This window comes from Rhizobium sp. KNZ2-6A (assembly GCF_056755475.1).
This window is the reverse complement of sequence record NZ_JBNDIC010000002.1, coordinates 139,747-157,987: the sequence shown is the minus strand read 5'-3', so window position 1 is coordinate 157,987 and position 18,241 is coordinate 139,747. Positions and strand designations below refer to the sequence as shown.

The following is an 18,241-nucleotide window of genomic DNA, read 5'->3' as shown; positions in this document are numbered from 1 at the left end:
GCGAAAGCGGTCGGTAAGGCTCAGTTCTTGGCAGCCGGAATCCAGGAAGCAGTTGCGGCATCGCGCTTCAGGAAGGCCGGGAATTTCTGCTGCAGCTCCTCGATTGTGCCGATCTTGTTGCTGACGAGATCGTCGCGGGTGATGAGCGTCGGCTGAAGGAGAACCGAACGGCCCGGGGACTGGCCGGCAATGGCAAGCGAAACGGCGCGGACGGAAACTTCGCCGACGACGGCCGCGTTCGTGGCAGCGGTCGCGACCCAGGCGCTGTCCGGCTCGACCATCAACTGGATATCGGCGGTCGAGGTGTCGACGCCATAGATCTTCACCTGGCTGGAAAGGCCGAGTTCGTCGATCGCGAGCTTCGCGCCTTTTGCGAATTCGTCCCATGGCGTGAAGATCACCGAAATATCCGGATTGGCGCGCAGCACCGCCTTGGTCTGGTCGGCGACGGAGGCGGGAACGGTGTCATTGACCACGCCCCATACGGCCTTTTCCTTCAGATTGTGCTTGACGATGAAATCCTTCCACACCGCATAGCGGCGGTCGAGCGGCGCGAAGCCGGCGACATAGACGGCACCGCCGGTGAACCCATCACCCTTGTCCTTGACCGCCTGGTTGAGCACGAGCTTGGCCATATCCCTGTCGCTCTGCTCGATCTGCGGGATTTGCGGATTGTCGAGATTGACGTCATAAGCGACGACCTTGATGCCCTTGTCGAGCGCCTTCTGCGCGACATCCTTCAAGACTTCCGGTCGGCCATTGTTGATGATGATGCCGTCGACGCCGAGATTGATCGCTTGCTCGACAAGATTGCGCTGCGTGTCGTTGTCGTTGCGAGCCTGTGAAACGGTGAGGTTCACGCCGAGTGCATCGGCCTGCCGTTTGACGCCGGCTTCGAAGGCCTGCAGCCAGTCACCGCTACCGAGGAAGCTGATGACGGCGATATTGACCGTTCTCTTATCGAAGGGAACAGGCGCGCCGCTGAGGCCCGCCGCCGACGCCGCGGTCACGAAGAGAGAGCCGGCGACAACAGCCGAAGCGATGGTTTTGAATAATTTGATCATTGAAAATCCATGGAATGTTAGGTTGGGATGAGTGGCGGGATCACGCCTTGCCGCGGCTGATCCCATAGGTAAGCGCAAGCGCACCGACGAGAACGGCGCCCTTGATGAAGTCCTGCGTGTAATAGGGCGCGTTCAGCATCGTCAGGCCGTTCAGAAGCACGCCGACAAAGACGGCACCGATCGTGGTGCCGAGAACGTTCGGACGGCGTAATCCGAGCACGGCAAAGCCGATGAGCGAGGCTGCCACCGAATCCATCAAGAGCGAGCCGCCGGAGGAGACGTCGCCACGGCCGACGCGGGCAGCGACGATGATGCCGCCGAGCGAGGCAAGAGTGCCTGAAAGCACATAGGCAAAGGTCTTCAGGCGAGCGATATTGGCGCCGGCGAGCCTGGTCGCAGCTTCATTGCCGCCGGTCGCGTAGAGAAGGCGGCCAAGGCGTGTGCGTTCGGTGAGAACAAAGAGAACGAAGGCTACGATCAGCATGAGAATGACCGGGAAGGGGATGGCGCCGAACAGGCTCGATCGTCCGATCGTCAGGAAGGCAGGATCGACCTTGCCCGTCGCCGTCGTGCCATCCGGAAGGATGAGGCCCACCGAGATCGAGCGCCCCGCCGTCGGGATCAGTTGCAGCCCGGTCAACAGGAACATGGTCGCGAGCGTGGCGAGCAGATCCGGCACCTTCAGCCGAACGATCAGCAAGGCATTGACGAGCCCGACGATCGCGCCGAAGGCAAGCACCAGTGGCACGGTCTCATAGGCGTTGAGATTGAGGACGATCATGGCATAGCTGGCGGCCATGACGCTCGAGGCCGCCACCGCGCCGACGGAAAGATCGAAACCGCCGATAGCAAGCGTCACGGTAACGCCCGCGCCGATGATGGCGACGACCGAAACCGCCTGCAGGATGCTCATCAGATTGCTGATGTTGATGAAGGCCGGCTGGGCGAAACTGAAGATGATGACGAGAGCAAGGAGGAGGAAAAATACCGCTCCCCGCCGCACGAATTCCCGCGCCGATATCGCGCTATCGACTGCCTTCTGCTTGGGGATTTGGACGGTTCCTTCACTCATCAGGCATATTCCTCATTCTGTCGATCGCCGGCACTCGCATGAGCGACTTCTTTCAGTGTGTGGTGCTCCATCAGCAGCACCCGGTCGGCGACTTCGAGCGCCTCTTCCGGATCGGATGTCGCGATCAGGGTGGCGCGCTCGGTATGGGCGCGGATGGCGGTGATAATGTCCTGGCGGGCGCCGACATCGACGCCCTGGAAAGGTTCGTCGAGCAGCAGCAGGCGGCTCGGCTCCGCCTCCCAGCGCGCAAGCACGACCTTTTGCTGATTGCCGCCCGACAGGGACCAGACGGATGCGTCCGGGCCAGACGCCTTGATGCCGAGGCGGCGAATGGCCTTTTCGCCTTCACGGGCCTCTCGTCCGGAAAACAGGAAGCCGGATGGATACCATTGTTTCAGGTGCGGCAGGCTGATCGTGGCCGCAATGCTCTCGCCCGGCCAGTCCCGCGGCATGAGGGAGGAGCGATGTCGATCGGTGGCTGCCATGACGACGCCGCGCGCGATTGCCTCCGCCGGCGAGGCGGGCTCAAAGGGGGCGCCATCGAGAAGAGCGTTGCCGGCGGCGAAGCGTTCGAGGCCGAAAAGGGCAGAGAGAAGCCGGCTCTTGCCCGCGCCGAGAACGCCGGTAATCGCCACGACCTCGCCGGCATGAAGCTTGAGATCGATCGGCGGGCTGCCAGCAAGCAGCCGCACGCCCTGAAGCTCCAGCACCGTCCGGTCGAACTGCTCGCGCCGGTGCGGGCGGGCGGCCGTCATCGATCGTCCGATCATGGTTTCGATGGCAGCATTGAAATCGACGGGGCGCGTGAAGGCGCCGACATTGCGGCCGCCGCGCAGAATCTCGACGCGATCGGCGAGAGCATCGAGATCGGCTGTTCGATGCGAGATGTAGAGAATGCCGAGGCCGCGCGCTTTCAGCTGACGGACGATGTCGTAAAGGCGGCCCGTCTCGCGCGCGGAAAGGCTTGCCGTCGGTTCGTCCAGGATCAGCAGCTGCGCCTTGTTCGACAGGGCGCGGGCAATGGCAACCATCTGCCGGTCCGCCGTGCCGAGGTCGCCGAAATCACGATCGAGCGGCAGGTCGAAACCGGCTTCCGACAGGATGGCCTCAGCCTTTCGTCGTACCGAGCGCTTCGACAGGAAGAAGGGCTGTCGCCCGTCGACGAATTGATTGAGCAGAAGGGCATCCGCCACCGAAAGGCCCGCCACCCCGACGACGTCGGTGGATTGGTGCACGGTGACGATGCCTTGGGCTACAGCCTCGGCTGGGCTAGCGGCTTGATAATCATTGCCGTTCCATAAGATCCTGCCTGAATCGGCGTGGTGAATGCCCGACAGGATCTTTACCAAAGTCGATTTTCCAGCGCCGTTGGCCCCCATCAGCGCGACGATTTCGCCGCGGTCGATGGTCAGCGACGCGCCCGCCAAGGCTTGTGTCGAGCCGAAGGCAAGCGAGAGATTTTGGATATTCAGCAAGGGCATGCGTGCAGGCTCGATGATTGTCTGCGACACTCGTAAGCCACTGCCGCCCAATCACAAGGATCGGCCTTGCTTTGTTGATTTATTCTATAGAATAAATTTTCATTCGGTTTTTGTTTGGCTTTATTCGCGATCTCAGTCGTTTGGCGAGGAGATCAATCGGGCAATATGTGCCCTGCGGCGCGTGAGTTTAATTTATCCGAAATGCCAGGAGAGCCGAAAAACTCTTCCTTTAGTCTACTAATTTTGTAGACAATATAAAGGCTCAGATATCGCGGATTTCCGCAATCGTGACGGCATTCGTTTCGCCCATTCGGATATATGCGCCAGGAGTCTTTATGGACACAGTTCTTTACCTTGCATCCCTTGCAACCCGACCGAGTCTCACCGCAAGCCGACGCGTCTGGTCGATCCTGCAACACGTCCTGGCCGGCCTTATGGTGCTCTTTTCCTTCTTGGTATTGCTGCACGCTCTTTGCGGGGCCTGAACACGCGTCAATCAAGCCCTCTAAGGCAAGTGAAGAAAAGCCCGGCCTGCAACATAGCGCAGGCCGGGCTTTCCAGCGATTACTTGATGGCGTTGAGATCGACGCCCTTGGTTTCGCGAACGAAGATAAGGCCGATGACGAGCGTCATCGCAGCGATCGCGATCGGATACCAGAGACCGTAGTAGATATCGCCCGTGGCGGCACTCATGGCGAAGACCGTTGCCGGCAGCAGGCCGCCGAACCAGCCGTTGCCGATATGATAGGGCAGCGACATGCCGGTATAGCGGATGCGGGTCGGGAACATCTCCACCAGGATGGCGGCAATCGGGCCATAGACCATCGTCACATAGATGACGAGGATCGTCAGGATGAGGATGGTCAAAGGCCAATTGATGGCCGAGGGATCGGCGACCATCTTGAAGGCGCCGCCCTTGGCGACGGTATAGACCGGCATCTCGGTTGCGCCGCCGGCCTGATCCGCCGTCAGCAGTTTCGCCTTTACGAGATCGGCAACGGGCGTCACCGTCTTGTCGCCTGCGCGCACGGTTGCGGCATTCAACCCAAGTTCCGGGTTGGCGGCGATGAAGGCGTCGAGCTTGGCATCCGGAACCTTGGCGGCATCGCGGGCGAGCGGGAAGCCCACCTTTTGCAAAGCGAGGTTCATGTCATGCGTGAAGACGGCGCTCTTGGCCGCGGCACCTGCGGCGGCGGCCGTGGCGTCATAGGACGTTACGGTTGCGTCACCGACCTTGACGGTTGCCGGTTGGCCGGCAGGACCTTCGACAACCGTATAGGGTACGGACGACTTCGACAGGAACGACGTGGCGATGTCGCACGAATTGTTGAACTTGGCGGTTCCCACAGGATTAAACTGGAATGTGCAATCGCCAGGCGCGGCCGTCACCGTGGCGCGGATCGTCTGCTCCGCCTGGGCGAGTGCCGGATTTGCCGCATGGGTCAACGCCTTGAACAGCGGGAAATAGGTCAGGATCGCCAGCGCGAGACCCGCCATGATGATCGGCTTGCGGCCGATCTTGTCGGAAAGCCAGCCGAAGAATACGAAGAAGCCGCTGCCGATCAGAAGCGCGATCGCGATCATGATATTGACCGATTGGCCGTCGACCTTCAACACGTTCTGCAGGAAGAACAGCGAGTAGAACTGGCCGGCATACCAGACGACCGCCTGACCGGCGGTGAGGCCGAGCAGGGCGATGAGGGCGATCTTTGCATTCTTCCATTGGCCAAAGGCCTCGGAGAGCGGCGCCTTGGAGCCTCTGCCTTCTTCTTTCATTTTCTTGAAGGCCGGCGATTCACTGAGCGACAACCGGATCCAGACGGAGATGGCGAGCAATAGGCAGGACAGTAGGAAGGGAATACGCCAGCCCCAGGCGGCAAAGGCTTCCTTGCCGAGGGCGTTCTGGACGATCAGGATGACGATCAGCGACAGGAACAGGCCGAGCGTTGCCGTCGTCTGGATCCAGGACGTATAGTAGCCACGCTTGTTGTCGGGCGCATGCTCGGCGACATAGGTGGCGGCGCCACCATATTCACCGCCAAGCGCCAGGCCCTGCAGCAGGCGCAGGATGATCAGGATGACAGGGGCGGCGATGCCCCAGCTTGCCGCACCCGGAAGAATGCCGACCAGAAAGGTCGAGAGGCCCATGATCAGGATCGTGACGAGGAAGGTATATTTGCGTCCCACGAGGTCGCCGATGCGTCCGAAGACCAGGGCGCCGAATGGCCTGACGAGAAAGCCCGCGGCGAAGGCCAGGAGGGCAAAGAGATTGCGGGTCGCCTCCGGATAGTCGCTGAAGAAGGCCGCACCGATGAAAGCGGCCAGCGACCCATAGAGATAGAAGTCGTACCATTCGAACACTGTACCGAGCGAAGAGGCGAAGATGACCTTCTTCTCTTCCCGGGTCATGCCTCGACCGTTCGTCTCGGCCACGGACGTGGTTGCCATAAATTAATCCTCCCAATTGCACCAGGGACATGGTCAAAAGACCGGTGTCTTGTCCCCCATAATGACATTACGCGGGACTTTCCTGCCGATGGGCGCGGAAAGTCGCGCCAGTGGTGCTCTCCCGATTTCCTCCGCCGGGAGATCACGCACCTGATGCATCTGCGAGTGTTGGCTAAAAATTGAAAATTGCAATGCCTGCAACCACTGTCGTTTATGGAAAACTGTGCGTAAAGCATCAAGAAATACGAATATATCGCTGTCCGTCGCTATCGCGGCGGACTCGTGTCACGAGGCTGGCGCCAGGAAGACTGGCATCAGCCGTATTTGAAATGTGCCGTGCGTACCCGAGGTCGCAGGCCCGTCTCTGTGCTGCTCTGGGCCTATTTCACGCCGGCTGCAGCCGCAAGCGCCGCATCGGCGGGAAGGCAAGGGCGATACCGGCGGCTCCAAGCCCGACCATGGACGAGCCGATGAACAGCCATGAGTAATTGGCGAAACTATCGAAGATCCAGCCGCCGACCAGAGGCCCGGCCGCCATGCCGATGCTTGAGAGCATCGATACCGCGCCGAAGACGGTGCCGATGACGCGCGGCCCGAAATATTCGCGCGCAAGCACAGCATAAAGCGGCATGACGCCGCCATAGGCGCTCCCGAAGACGACCGCCAGCGCATAGAACTCGCCGAGTTCGCTGACGAGCAGATAGGTGGCAAGCGCCGCCGCCTGTACCAGCAGGCCGGCGATCAGCACCGGTTTGACGCCGAGCCTGTCGGCAAGCGTGCCGTAGAGCAGGCGGCCGCCGAGGCCGGCAAGGCCCTCGACGCTATAGATGCTGACCGCAGCCATCGGGCCCACGCCGCAGATGGTGGCATAGCTGACCATATGGAAGATCGGTCCGGAATGGGCCGCGCAGCAGGCAAAGAAGGTAGCGCCAAGGACGATGAATTGCGGCGAGCGGAAGATCTGGCCAAGCGGCAGGCTCTTCTCCTCCGCCTGCCCACCCAGGCCGGACGTCTCTGCCAGAACGGGCGCCCGCCGAACCAGCAGTGCCGCCGGGATAAGAAGGACCCACGCCATGATACCGATGACAAGCATGGCGAAGCGCCAGTCATAGGCTGAGATGAGGTAGCGGGCGAAAGGCGATACTGTCATCGGCGCGACGGCCATGCCGGCCGACACCAGCGATACCGCCAGGCCTCTTCCCTTGTCGAACCAGGCGGTTGTTGCCGCGATCATCGGCGCGAAGAAGGCGCTAGCCGCAAGGCCGACGAGAATGCCGTAGGTCAGCTGGAATTGCAGAAGCGAGCCGGCCCGGCTCGCCAGGACCAGTGCAAGCCCGAGCAGCAGCGCTCCGATCATCACCACGATGCGGATGCCGAAACGGTCGCTTGCCGCGCCCCAGGCGAAGGCACCCAAACCCATGACGAGAAAGTTCAGCGTCATGGCGGCGGCGATGCCGGCATGCGACCAGCCCGTGTCGGTGGCAATGGGCACCTGAAAGATCGCCAAGGAAAACATCGCGCCAAGCGCCACACAGGTCATCAGCGCACCGGCACCGACAATCACCCAACGATAGGACGAGTTCATTTCGCAGCTCCTTTCAGCCAGCTCGATCAGCGCGGGGAAGACCAGGGAATTCATCTCACGCAACGCGCCTGCAATAAAGACGATCGCCTTCCGTCGATTTCGACATCGCCGTCGGAAAAATTTTCCGGTGCTTCGGCGGCATCGGGAATACGCACGAGTTCGGCCTTCCGCTCACAGGCCGGGCGAAATTTAATGCTGAGCTCATATATGGCTGCTAAGACGGCCTTCTCGATGCCAAGTTTCGCCGCCGAAGGGTGGGCGCAGGCGGAACGAGATAGAAGCTTAGCGCAATACCGAACCAGATCTGCAAAGTCATGGAGCGGCATATTCAATGGCTCATATCGTCATCATCAATCCGCGCTTCGAAACCTCCTACTGGGGCATGGAACACGCGCTGCCGCTGTTCGATGTGAAAGCCAATCTTCCGGTCGCCTGTCTGCCGCTGCTTGCGGCGCTAACGCCTGCGGAGCACAGCATTACCCTCGTGGACGAGAATATCGAACCGATAGACTACGATCTCTGCGAGAGAGCCGATATCGTTGCGCTGACAGGCATGATCGTCCAGCGCTTCCGGATGACGGAGATCCTGACCGAGCTCAAACGACGCAATTGCTTTACCGTCGTCGGCGGACCTTGGGTTACGGTTAAGGAGGACTATTTCGGCAATCTTGTGGATGTCTCCTTCATCGGCGAGGCGGAAGAAACCTGGCCGAAATTCCTGAATGAATGGCAGCAAGGCAATCATGCGCGGCGCTACGAGCAGTCCGACAAGACGGATATGAGCAAGGTGCCGGTGCCGCGCTTCGATCTCCTGAAGATGGACGAATATGCGGTCGGCAGCATCCAGTTCTCGCGCGGCTGTCCCTTCACCTGCGATTTCTGCGATATCATCGTGGTTTTCGGCCGCAAGCCGCGCATCAAGGCCAGCGTGCAGGTCATCGCCGAGATGGAGGCCTTGCTGGCCGCGGGAATGGATACGGCTTTCATCGTCGACGACAATCTGATCGGCAACAAGAAGGCGATCAAGGAGGTCTTGCGCGATGTCGTCGCCTGGCAGGAGAGACATCACTATCCGATGACGTTTCTGACGGAGGCGTCGATCGATCTGGCTGACGATGCGGAGCTGATGCAGCTGATGGTCGACGCCAATATCCGCGTCGTCTTCATCGGCATCGAGACGCCGAACGAGGCGGCGCTGCGCGAAACCAAGAAGCTGCAGAACCTGCGCAAGGGCGGCACGATGCTGGAAAAGATCCACGCGATCCAGCAGACTGGCATGGAGGTCTGGTGCGGTATGATCCTCGGCTTCGACAGCGACGATGCGACCATCTTCGATGCGCAACGCGTCTTCATCAGGGATGCGCGCATCGTCAATGCCATGATCGGCATGCTGGCGGCGATCCCGAAGACGCCGCTCTATACGCGTCTCGCCGAGGAAGGCCGCCTCGATCACGATGATCCGCCCGCCTTCGGCACCAACGTCATTCCCCTTAATCTTTCGCGGGAAACACTGCGCGATGGATATCTTTCCGTCTTGAGCGATCTGCATCAGCCGGCAGCCTATTTCGACCGGCTGGATGCGCTCTATATCGATGCCCGCATCGAACCGGAAAGCACCCGCTTACGCCATCTTCGTCGCCATCCCTTGCGTTTGCTGGCTCTCAATGCAACATGGGTGCTGGAGGCGGCTGGTATTTTCGTTCGCTTGATGCGCCTCGTGAAGGAGGCGGATCTGCGCGCCGTCTATCGCCGGCGGCTTCTCAACCTCTTGCGGCATCGCCGCTCCCCGATCGTCCTGCAAATCTACGCGATCAAGTGCGCCATGCACTACCATGCGCATATCATGGTCCAGCAGATGCGCACCGGCGGCGGCATCGTCAATTCGTTCTAGCGGCCCTTGGCGAAGAGCTTCGTTGCAAACGAAAGTCTTTGCTAACCTATTCTCCCGTGTCCCCGGTGCTACGCGCTGGAATATGCTGTTGCATCCACGCAACACCACACCCGGGATTGCTGCAATTCGAAATTGTGGGGTTGCCGATCCCTTGATCTCGCGTATTATATGCTCATCCGCAAATCAGACAGAGGAGGCGTGACATGCATCATACACAAATGTTTACATACGTCTCCGGCGGAATGCTCGTTACTGGATTGGTATGCACCATGCCAAACACGCGACGAGCATTTATTTAAAGCTGATAAAAGCTTTATCTACGGCCGTTTAGGCACTTTTCCAATAATCACACTATGACTTGCCGAGGGAATGAATCCGCGCTTGTTTTGCGCGCTTGCTCCTGAAGCCGGTCAAGCTTCAAGAGGACCTGGCTGCGTAATTGCGCCAGGAAGGACAATGACGCATTCACAATTTTTAGTTGCTGAAAGTTTGACGGCAACGGTCGATGAACTGTGCCAAAAATTCGGTGTTTGGAGGACCGCACGCGCTCTGCTGCTCGTCATCTGGAGGCAGCGGCAAACGCGCGCGCGGGTATCGGAACTCTCGAATCATCAGCTTCGTGACATTGGTCTGCCGGAACGGGAGGACACTCCGAGCCCTCTCAATCCCTTGGCGTTGCATCTGCGCCGCTTCGGTTAGGTCGGAACGGATGGGCACGAGAGATGCATCCTATTCCGCCGATCGATACCGGCTCGGAAAGACCCTTGGCCGACAGCATCCGGGGTATAAAAGCATGATCGGCGGCGCAGACCTGAATGGTTCTGTGCGCCGCCGGTTACCAATAAAATGGTTTCGCCGCCATTAGTGCAGGCGAGAGCGACAGATGTTCTCCCCTGCCGTGGCGCGGACGATGATCGTTGACCACATCGCTCTGCCCGACGGCAGACGGAGTGCGGTCTCTGCAGCCGTAACGCTGACACACAAGATTGTCGCCGCAATGTTCTCGCAATCCGCCTAATACAATACAGTTGTCCGATGAGAGAGGTGGCCATTGCGGATTTTGTTGCTTGAGGACGAGCCGGAAATGGCATCGGCGCTGAGTGCCGCCTTGCAAGCTCGCGACGCCGTCGTCGATCATGTATCGCTGCTGGCCGATGCCGAGGAAGCCGCGAGAAATCTCCCCTATGATGTCATCCTTCTCGACCGCCAGGTTCCGGACGGAGATGGCCTATCGATCGTTCCGAGGTTGCGGGCGGCCGGGGTCGGGACGCCAGTGATCGTGCTGACGGCGCGCGGCGAACTCGAAGACCGCATCGGTGGTCTCGATACCGGCGCCGACGACTACCTCGTCAAACCTTTTGCCGTGGAAGAGCTGCTGGCGCGATTGCGTGCCATCATGCGCCGTCCCGGTGATGTGCGAAGTGAAGTGGTGAGCTTCGGCAGGCTATCTTATGATTTCGGCTGCCATGATGTGCTGATCGATGGCGAGCGGTGTGAACTGCCACGTCGGGAACTGCTCGTCTTCGAAGCGCTTGCGCGCCGCATCGGGCGCACCGTGTCGCGCCATGCACTGGAGGAGGCCGTTTATGGCTTTGCGGACGATATCCAGTCCAACACGCTGGATGCACATGTCTCCCGCTTGCGCCGCAAGCTTGCTTCCCTGGAATCCGGTCTGGAAATTCATCCGGTTCGCGGCATAGGCTATCTCATGAGAAAGACGTCATGAGCGCCAGCCAGCCTTCCTTGCGATGGCGCCTCGTTTCGCGCCTGTCCATCCTGCAGGCGATTTTTCTGACTGTTCTTGCGGTCCTCATCATTGCTGCCCTCTGGATGACCGGCAGCTTCATCTCCCTTCAGCCGGAAGACGAAACCATCGATGCCATCGCGCAGTCGATCGCCCGGGATCAAGACGGTACGCTAATGGTGAAGGAGACGCCGGCGCTCGCGGCACGACGCACCGATTTGCCGGGGCTCTGGTTCGTCGTGCGGGATCGCGGCGGTGCCATAGTAGCCAATGGCAGCGTTCCGCCGGCCTATACGAATATCGGCGGTTCGCTCGACGGCATCGGGCAGGCCCGTTTCGGCAGCAATCTCGGCGGAAGCACCGTGCCTGCCGCACGGCTGCAATGGGTAGGATCTCCGGCGGGCGAGGTGCAGGTGCTCACGGGTGTAGACGGCAGCGTATCGACCGTTCGTATCGTCACGGCCGTCGGTATCGTATTCTTCAGCGCCCTCCTGCCGCTTCTCATCGTAACGGCGATCGCGACGTTCCTCGCAGCGCCGTTGGTCGTCCGTCGCGCCTTTTCCTCGCTCGATTCAGCCGTTGCCCGCGCCGGGCAGATCGACATCAATCGTCAGGGCACGCGGCTGCCGGTGGACGATGTTCCGCGAGAGATCCTGCCGCTTGTCGAAGCCGTCAACGATGCACTCGGCCGGTTGGATGAAGGCTATGAGCGACAGAAACGCCTTTTCGCCCATCTTGCCCATGAATGGCGGACCCCTGTCGCGATCCTGCAGACGCGTCTTGATGGGTTGCCACCCGGCCCGCTGAAGGAGCGGATCTTCGAGGATACGGTACGCCTTGCGACCTTGGCAGAACAATTCCTCGATCTTCAGCGTCTCAATCACCGTTTCGAGCCGGCGGTGATCAATCTCGTCGACGTCGCGCAGCATGTGGTTTCCGAGCTGGCGCCGCTCGCCATTGCCGCCAACTACGAGCCATGTTTCAGCAAGGATGAGGATGTGGTTGAAATTCTCGGCGATCGCGCCGCGCTTGAGCGAGCCGTTGCCAACCTCGTGCAGAATGCGATCCAGCATGGCGGCCGCGGCGGCCGGATAACGGTCCATGTCGCTCGTGCGACCGGCATTACGGTCGCCGACGAAGGCCGCGGCATTCCCGCGGAGGAGCGAAACCGCATCTTCGAGCCGTTCTATCGCCTCCAGGGACACGGCAAGGGGTTCGGTCTTGGGCTCAACCTCGTCCAGGAAATTGCCAGACTTCACGGCGGACGGGTTGTGGTCCTGGAGGGACCGACTGGCGGGGCGGCTTTCCGGCTGAGCTTCCCTTCCGTAGATGGGTGATGTCGCCTACCTTCCGGTGCAATGTTCTCGCAATCGGTTCCACCTAGGAAAGGCCTGCCGCGCAGGCGAATCTTTCATAGGCGGAAACACATGTCGAACACGTCGCTATTTCTGCGAACTCTGCTGACCAATCCACGAATGGTGGGTGCGATAGCTCCTTCCGGCACGATACTGGCCAAACTTATCACCAGCGAAGTCGATCCTTCAGCCGGACCCGTTCTCGAGCTTGGTCCCGGAACGGGGGTCTTCACGGAAGCCCTGCTTGCGCGCGGCGTCTGCGAAAGGGATCTGACGCTGGTGGAGTATGCCGATAATTTCGCCGGCATGCTTCGGCGGCGGTTCCCCGCCGCCAGGGTTGTCTGCGCCGATGCAGCCCGGCTGGGTGCTCAAGACTTGCCGGAGGATGTGCTGTTCGGCTCTGCGATCAGCGGTCTGCCGTTGCTGAACATGTCGCCGAAGACAGCCATGGCCATTCTGACCGGTGTCCTAGCGAGGCTGCGCGAAGGCGGTGCACTCTACCAGTTCACCTATGGCCTTCGCTGTCCCGTGCCGTCTCGGCTGCTCGACCGGTTCGGTTTCAAGGCAACGCTGCATGGCCAAGTGCTGCGCAACTTCCCGCCCGCCAGGGTCTACAAGATCGTCCGGCGCAAGCCTCTTTATTATTCGGCTGCCGGCAGATGAGCGATCCATCCGATCTATTGGGCATCGTGCCGCATCTGGCCTCATGGGGATTGCTTGGTCTTGCGCTGTGTTCGACGATCGAGAAACTTCTACCGATCATACCCTCCATCGGCATGTTCATCATGCTTGGCATGTTGAGCATTACCAGTTCGGGCGATCTGCCCGCTGCAATTGCCATTACGGCTATCGGTTCGACGGCAGGCTCGTTGGTCTGGTATGGAATGGGTCGATGGTTGGGGCCTGCACGTGGAGATGCCTTCGTAATGAAGATGGGCGGGCGTCTGGATATCAAAGACGAGTGGTACTGGCGGCTGAAGAACCATTGCCGTCGCCATCGGATATGGGTGGCGTTTGTCGGTCAGCTCATTCCGGTGATCAGGGCCTATATGGCGTTTCCTGCAGGTGTGCTTGCCATACCAGTACCTGGCTTTGCTATCGCGACATTCCTTGGTGCGGCTGTTTGGAATGGGCCGTTTCTGGCGTCGGGCTATATGCTGCGCAAGCAGGTCTTCGCGCAGGATACAGCGACATCCGCCGCTTTTGCAGCCCTCATCCTGGTCTATCTTCTGCTCTTTGTTTTATTCCGTCTTTGCCGGCCAAGCCGCAACGCGGCTTAGCCGATTGCATTGCTTTCGCGGCCTACACGGTCAGGACCGCGTAGATGACGCCGCCGTTTTCACCGCGCGTGAGCGAAACATCCGTGACCGGGTGCTTGACCTTGTCGATGATCGACTGCACGTCCTCGTCCGTTCGCCAGATCAACGGCCAGTTCATGAAGGTTTCCATGTAGCCTTCGACGCCGATATCCTTTGCGAAATTCGCGAGAAGGAACTTGCCGCCTGGCTTTAGCATCTGCAGGCAGCGCTCCGTCAACCGAACGGCGACGCTTTCGGCAAGATAGTCGTAAAGACCGGCCGCATAGATGAAATCGAACGTACCAAGCTTCTGCGCGCGCCCCAGGATGGTGCGGACGGAGCCGTTGATCGCTTCGATGCAGCTGCCATGGAAGGCCGAACTCACGGTCCCGACACTGACGGGATCCTGATCGAGCGCGATCCAGCGCTTGAGCCTGCCGCTTTGCAGAGCCTGGGAACGCTCCGCTTCACGAAGGTGGCCGGCCGCAATCGCCAGGATTTCGGCCTTGTCGTTCTTCTCGGCCACCGCATCGACATGCGATGCCAGAAGATCACGCCTCTCCCGCACGGCAACGGCGGACGCAGCTTGCCTGGTGAAATCGTAAACTTCGGCGCCGAGCGCCGAGGCTTCCTCCACCTGTGCTGCAACAGATGGATGTTCGTAAATGAAGTCCAGCAGATAGGCGTCGCCGCTATAACCGCGCGGCTTTTCGAAGGACCATCGGGTCAGAGGGTCCTGAAGCAGGAAGGATGAAACAGGATGCGTCTGCGCAATGGAGGCAAGATGCGTCCAAGTGAGGGGCGTCACCTTGTTCTTCAAAACCTGCAGGCGCTCCGTCAAGGCTTTCATGATGCCTTGAACCGGCGCGCTCGCTTCAAATGCCTGCTGTGTCAATGAGAGAATAAGGGCGAGTTCGGCTTCGCCCTCTTTAATTTGTTCGGTTGTAAGATTGTTACCCGATGATCTCGCATGTTCCGAGATGGATTGCGCGGTAACGAGGCTATAGCCATCAAGAGCAGTTTGAAATTGTTTCAATTTTAAACGAGTCCGTGAACACTCCGCAAACCATATCTCAGATAAAAAATGAGCGCTATGGTTTTGTTAATGTCACTGCGGCAACGCTGTCGTTATCAAACGGATCAAATTAGCCGCCTTGGTGAACCGAGTGATTTATTCAGTCGAGCGACGCAAAGGTAACGTGGTGGACATGAAGTCTCGGCTAACTTGGGTGATGATGAGTATGCGTCGATTGTCGGGAGAAAGCGGTCTTGGCTGGAGGGAGGCTCGCTTGATGAGCAATCCAGGCGAGCTTCGTGCGCTCTACAAGGACTACGGCAACGAGGCGCGTCGTACCCTGGCTCGCAGTGGCCTGTGGCTTGCTGTGCCGGTCTATCTTCTTTTCCTGGTGACCGACCTGATATTCACTCCCGACGTCTCTCATGTGACGATCCCGGCGCGTTTTTTCATCGGCGGCGTCTCGCTCCTTATTCTGGAGATCCAGTTTGCGCGCCAGCGTCGCGCGGGAGAGCTTGAGACGACATGCGCGGGAGCCGTGGTCTTCGGATATGTCGTGTGGCTGGTGCCGACGCTGCAGACCGTCAATGCCGAGGCCTTTTCCTATTATGCTGCCTTCGGCGCCATTTTCATGATGGGCGTCAACCTGTTCTTCAGTCTCGAATTCGCTCTGGCCGTCGCGTCATCGGGGCTGATCTTCGCCATCTTTCTGCTGTCGCTTGCCGAGTTTCACTATAGCCCGGCCTATTGCCTGGCCTTTACGACCTTTTATCTCTGCTGTTTCGTTTTCACTTCCTATGTGAACTGGAAATTGAACAAGGAGCGTTTCAACGTCTTCCTCAATGCCAGAGAGGCCGAACTGCAGCAGCGCCAGGCGACGGAACGCGGGGAGGCGCTTCTGCGCCTGTCCATTACGGATCCTCTTACCGGAATGGAAAACCGGCGGGCGGCCGATATAAGGCTGAAGCAGTTCTGGGAGCGCTGGCGCGAGGATGGCGTGGCATTTGCGGTCCTGTTGGTCGATGTCGATTTCTTCAAAAAGTACAATGACTATTACGGGCATCAGGAAGGCGACCATTGCCTCATCACCGTCGCCAATGCCCTGTCTGATATTGTGGCCCCCCTGGGTGCGACCGTCGGACGATACGGCGGCGAAGAGTTCATCGTCATACTCGATCTGGAGCACGGATCGGACGCGCTGGCGCTGGCGGAAGCCATTTGCCAGGGGATCGAGGCGCTCGATATCGTTCATGCCCAGCGGCTCGACGGCTCCCGGCATGTCACCGTCAGCGTCGGGGCGACCGTCACGAGGGACACGGCTGGCACGAAGCTGGAAAACGTCATCAACGAAGCCGACCGCGCCCTTTATTCCGCAAAGGCGAGCGGGCGCAACTGCGCCAGAATATTCGATCCGAACGAGCTTCCGGGCGGGGATGCGAGCGAGACTATCGCGGCCATATTGAAGATCGCCATCCAGCAGAACCTCGTCTCTCTGGTCTATCAGCCGATCCAGTATCTCGAGACGGGAGAAATAGGCGCCTACGAGGCCCTGATGCGTCTGCAATTGCTCGATGGCTCGAGTTCTTCGCCTGCGATCTTTATTCCGATAGCGGAGCGAACGGGAGCCATCATCGAATTGGGTTACTGGGCGATCAGGCGTGCGTGCTGCGAGCTGCTGTCCCGCGACGTCGTTGAAACGGTCAGCGTCAACGTTTCTCCGATCCAATTGCGGGCTCCCGGCTTTGCGGCACAGGTGGCTGCCATCCTCGCCGAAACCGGCGTTTCCGGGCATAGGCTTGCGTTCGAGATCACCGAGGGTGTCGACATGGAAATACGCCCCGACGTGCTCGACAGCGTTCAGGATCTCAAGAGGCTCGGCATCAAATTCTGGCTGGACGATTTCGGCACGGGCTTCGCCGGCCTATCCTGGCTTCGCCTGATGGAATTCGAAACCGTGAAGATCGACAAATCGTTTCTTCATGACGCGGCAAACAGCGACGGTGCCAAGATCCTTCTTGAAGATATCATCGGCCTGGTGCGCAATCGCGGGCATCGCATTCTTGTCGAAGGTGTCGAGAACGAAGAACAGCTCGATCTTGTCAAATCCTTTGGCATCGATGCCGTTCAAGGATACCATATCGGCCGGCCCGCGCCGCCGCTCAAGCATCCGATTGCGGTCAGGCATGCGGGACGTCGGCGCTGGCAGGCATCGGCCTGAGCGCCTGTGCCGGTCTCGGCGTCACCGCAAAGGCAGCAACGCGATGAGCGTCAACCTCTCTGAGATCTACCGAAACTATATCGCCTGCCTGAACCGGCAGGACTGGCCGAGCCTTGGCGGGTTTGTCGATGAGGACGTTCACTACAACGGCGCCCATGTCGGATTGTCCGGCTATCGCAATATGCTCGAGGGCGATTTCCTGGCAATTCCCGACCTTCATTTCGACATCCGCCTGCTGATTTGCGAGCCGCCGCATGTCGCCAGCCGCCTCCAGTTCGATTGCACACCAAAGGGGGCGCTGTTCGGCATGCCGGTGAACGGCAGGAGGGTTCAGTTTTCGGAAAACGTTTTCTACGTGTTTCTGGACGGCCGAATCCGGAGCGTCTGGTCTATCATCGACAAGGCTGCCATTGCAGCTCAGCTGTCCGGCCCGGGCGCAGTTGCCTGAACGGAAAAAGGTTAGCACGGAATCGGCTTTTCCTAGTTCGTGACGATCGGGGCGCTTGCCAGATCGGCTTCGATGAAAATGCATGACCTGTCGGCGGTCTGCAGGAGTGTATCCGCGACGCCGCCGTAGGAGAGGCTGCCCGAAGGTGATGGCGATGATCACCCAGCCGATCGTATCGTCGATGATGGCGGAGGCGACGATCAGCTGGCCGATATTCCGGCGCATGAAGTCCATCTCGCGTACCACGGAGGCGACGATCTTCACGGAGGAGATGGAAAGCGCCGTACCCAGAAAGAGAGATGTGACCAGCCGTTTTTCGGGATCGGGAAGCAAGGCGTCGGGAATGAGCTCGCCAAGCGAAAAGCCGGCAACGAACGGAATGAGGATGTCCGTCAGCGAGACACCGGCCGCCGATTTGCGCAGGCGCTTTGCCGGGCCGAGATCGGTTTCCATGCCAGCCAGCAGCAGAAGGAAGAGGATGCCGAGCTGACCGATCGCATCGGTCATATTTTTCTGGCCTGGGTCCGGTGGAAAGAGGCTTGCCTGCACATGCGGAAACACCAGGCCGAAAAGGGAGGGACCAAGAATGATGCCGGCGATGATCTGGCCCATGATCGACGGC

The 18,241-nt window shown here is 59.7% G+C and carries 15 protein-coding genes and 1 pseudogene; 8 read left to right on the top strand and 8 right to left on the bottom strand.

What is annotated here, in order from left to right; all coding sequences use genetic code 11:
- Positions 1-20 precede the first annotated feature (20 nt).
- The 6 genes from ACPYOP_RS02215 to ACPYOP_RS02190 all read right to left on the bottom strand — a co-directional run bounded on the left by ACPYOP_RS02215 (position 21) and on the right by ACPYOP_RS02190 (position 7,982).
- Positions 21-1,064, bottom strand: a complete 1,044-nt coding sequence (locus tag ACPYOP_RS02215; RefSeq protein WP_481408752.1) for a substrate-binding domain-containing protein — start codon at positions 1,062-1,064, stop codon at positions 21-23.
- Positions 1,065-1,104: 40 nt separating this feature from the next.
- The gene (locus tag ACPYOP_RS02210) at positions 1,105-2,136 is read right to left on the bottom strand and encodes an ABC transporter permease (protein ID WP_481408751.1); all 1,032 of its coding nucleotides are present in this window, start codon (positions 2,134-2,136) and stop codon (positions 1,105-1,107) included.
- Positions 2,136-3,617: a sugar ABC transporter ATP-binding protein gene (locus ACPYOP_RS02205; RefSeq protein WP_481408861.1), complete on the bottom strand. Its 1,482-nt coding sequence runs from the start codon at positions 3,615-3,617 to the stop codon at positions 2,136-2,138. Before ACPYOP_RS02205 ends, ACPYOP_RS02210 begins: the two co-directional genes overlap by 1 nt.
- A 564-nt stretch (positions 3,618-4,181) precedes the next feature.
- The gene (locus ACPYOP_RS02200) at positions 4,182-6,065 is read right to left on the bottom strand and encodes an MFS transporter (RefSeq protein ID WP_481408750.1); all 1,884 of its coding nucleotides are present in this window, start codon (positions 6,063-6,065) and stop codon (positions 4,182-4,184) included.
- Between the two features lie 385 nt (positions 6,066-6,450).
- The gene (locus ACPYOP_RS02195; RefSeq protein ID WP_481408749.1) at positions 6,451-7,650 is read right to left on the bottom strand and encodes an MFS transporter; all 1,200 of its coding nucleotides are present in this window, start codon (positions 7,648-7,650) and stop codon (positions 6,451-6,453) included.
- A 50-nt stretch (positions 7,651-7,700) separates the two neighbouring features.
- Positions 7,701-7,982, bottom strand: a complete 282-nt coding sequence (locus ACPYOP_RS02190; RefSeq protein WP_481408748.1) for a hypothetical protein — start codon at positions 7,980-7,982, stop codon at positions 7,701-7,703.
- Between ACPYOP_RS02190 and ACPYOP_RS02185 the strand changes: the two genes are divergently transcribed.
- The 6 genes from ACPYOP_RS02185 to ACPYOP_RS02160 all read left to right on the top strand — a co-directional run bounded on the left by ACPYOP_RS02185 (position 7,982) and on the right by ACPYOP_RS02160 (position 13,920).
- Positions 7,982-9,541 carry a B12-binding domain-containing radical SAM protein gene (locus ACPYOP_RS02185; RefSeq protein WP_481408747.1) on the top strand — a complete coding sequence of 520 codons (1,560 nt, stop codon included), beginning with the start codon at positions 7,982-7,984 and terminating at the stop codon, positions 9,539-9,541. The genes ACPYOP_RS02190 and ACPYOP_RS02185 overlap by 1 nt on opposite strands.
- Positions 9,542-9,997: 456 nt before the next feature.
- Positions 9,998-10,240, top strand: a complete 243-nt coding sequence (locus tag ACPYOP_RS02180) for a YjiS-like domain-containing protein (RefSeq protein ID WP_481408746.1) — start codon at positions 9,998-10,000, stop codon at positions 10,238-10,240.
- Positions 10,241-10,592: 352 nt separating this feature from the next.
- Positions 10,593-11,267, top strand: a complete 675-nt coding sequence (locus ACPYOP_RS02175) for a response regulator transcription factor (RefSeq protein WP_481408745.1) — start codon at positions 10,593-10,595, stop codon at positions 11,265-11,267.
- A complete protein-coding gene (locus tag ACPYOP_RS02170; protein WP_481408744.1) occupies positions 11,264-12,622 on the top strand; it encodes a sensor histidine kinase in 1,359 nt (452 codons plus the stop codon). The genes ACPYOP_RS02175 and ACPYOP_RS02170 overlap by 4 nt, the downstream gene beginning before the upstream one ends.
- A gap of 90 nt (positions 12,623-12,712) precedes the next feature.
- Positions 12,713-13,303, top strand: coding sequence for a class I SAM-dependent methyltransferase (locus ACPYOP_RS02165; protein ID WP_481408743.1), 591 nt, complete (start codon positions 12,713-12,715; stop codon positions 13,301-13,303).
- Complete coding sequence (locus ACPYOP_RS02160) at positions 13,300-13,920, top strand: DedA family protein (protein WP_481408742.1); 621 nt, start codon at positions 13,300-13,302, stop codon at positions 13,918-13,920. The genes ACPYOP_RS02165 and ACPYOP_RS02160 overlap by 4 nt, the downstream gene beginning before the upstream one ends.
- Before the next feature lie 22 nt (positions 13,921-13,942).
- Here the strand turns inward: ACPYOP_RS02160 and ACPYOP_RS02155 are convergent, their stop codons facing one another.
- A complete protein-coding gene (locus ACPYOP_RS02155; RefSeq protein WP_481408741.1) occupies positions 13,943-14,974 on the bottom strand; it encodes a class I SAM-dependent methyltransferase in 1,032 nt (343 codons plus the stop codon).
- A gap of 256 nt (positions 14,975-15,230) precedes the next feature.
- Between ACPYOP_RS02155 and ACPYOP_RS02150 the strand changes: the two genes are divergently transcribed.
- Both ACPYOP_RS02150 and ACPYOP_RS02145 read left to right on the top strand, forming a co-directional pair.
- Positions 15,231-17,171, top strand: a complete 1,941-nt coding sequence (locus ACPYOP_RS02150; RefSeq protein ID WP_481408740.1) for a putative bifunctional diguanylate cyclase/phosphodiesterase — start codon at positions 15,231-15,233, stop codon at positions 17,169-17,171.
- A gap of 43 nt (positions 17,172-17,214) precedes the next feature.
- Positions 17,215-17,619: an ester cyclase gene (locus ACPYOP_RS02145; protein ID WP_481408860.1), complete on the top strand. Its 405-nt coding sequence runs from the start codon at positions 17,215-17,217 to the stop codon at positions 17,617-17,619.
- A 207-nt stretch (positions 17,620-17,826) separates the two neighbouring features.
- Here the strand turns inward: ACPYOP_RS02145 and ACPYOP_RS02140 are convergent.
- Positions 17,827-18,231, bottom strand: a pseudogene (locus ACPYOP_RS02140) (cation:proton antiporter domain-containing protein); the annotation flags it as partial.
- Positions 18,232-18,241 lie beyond the last annotated feature (10 nt).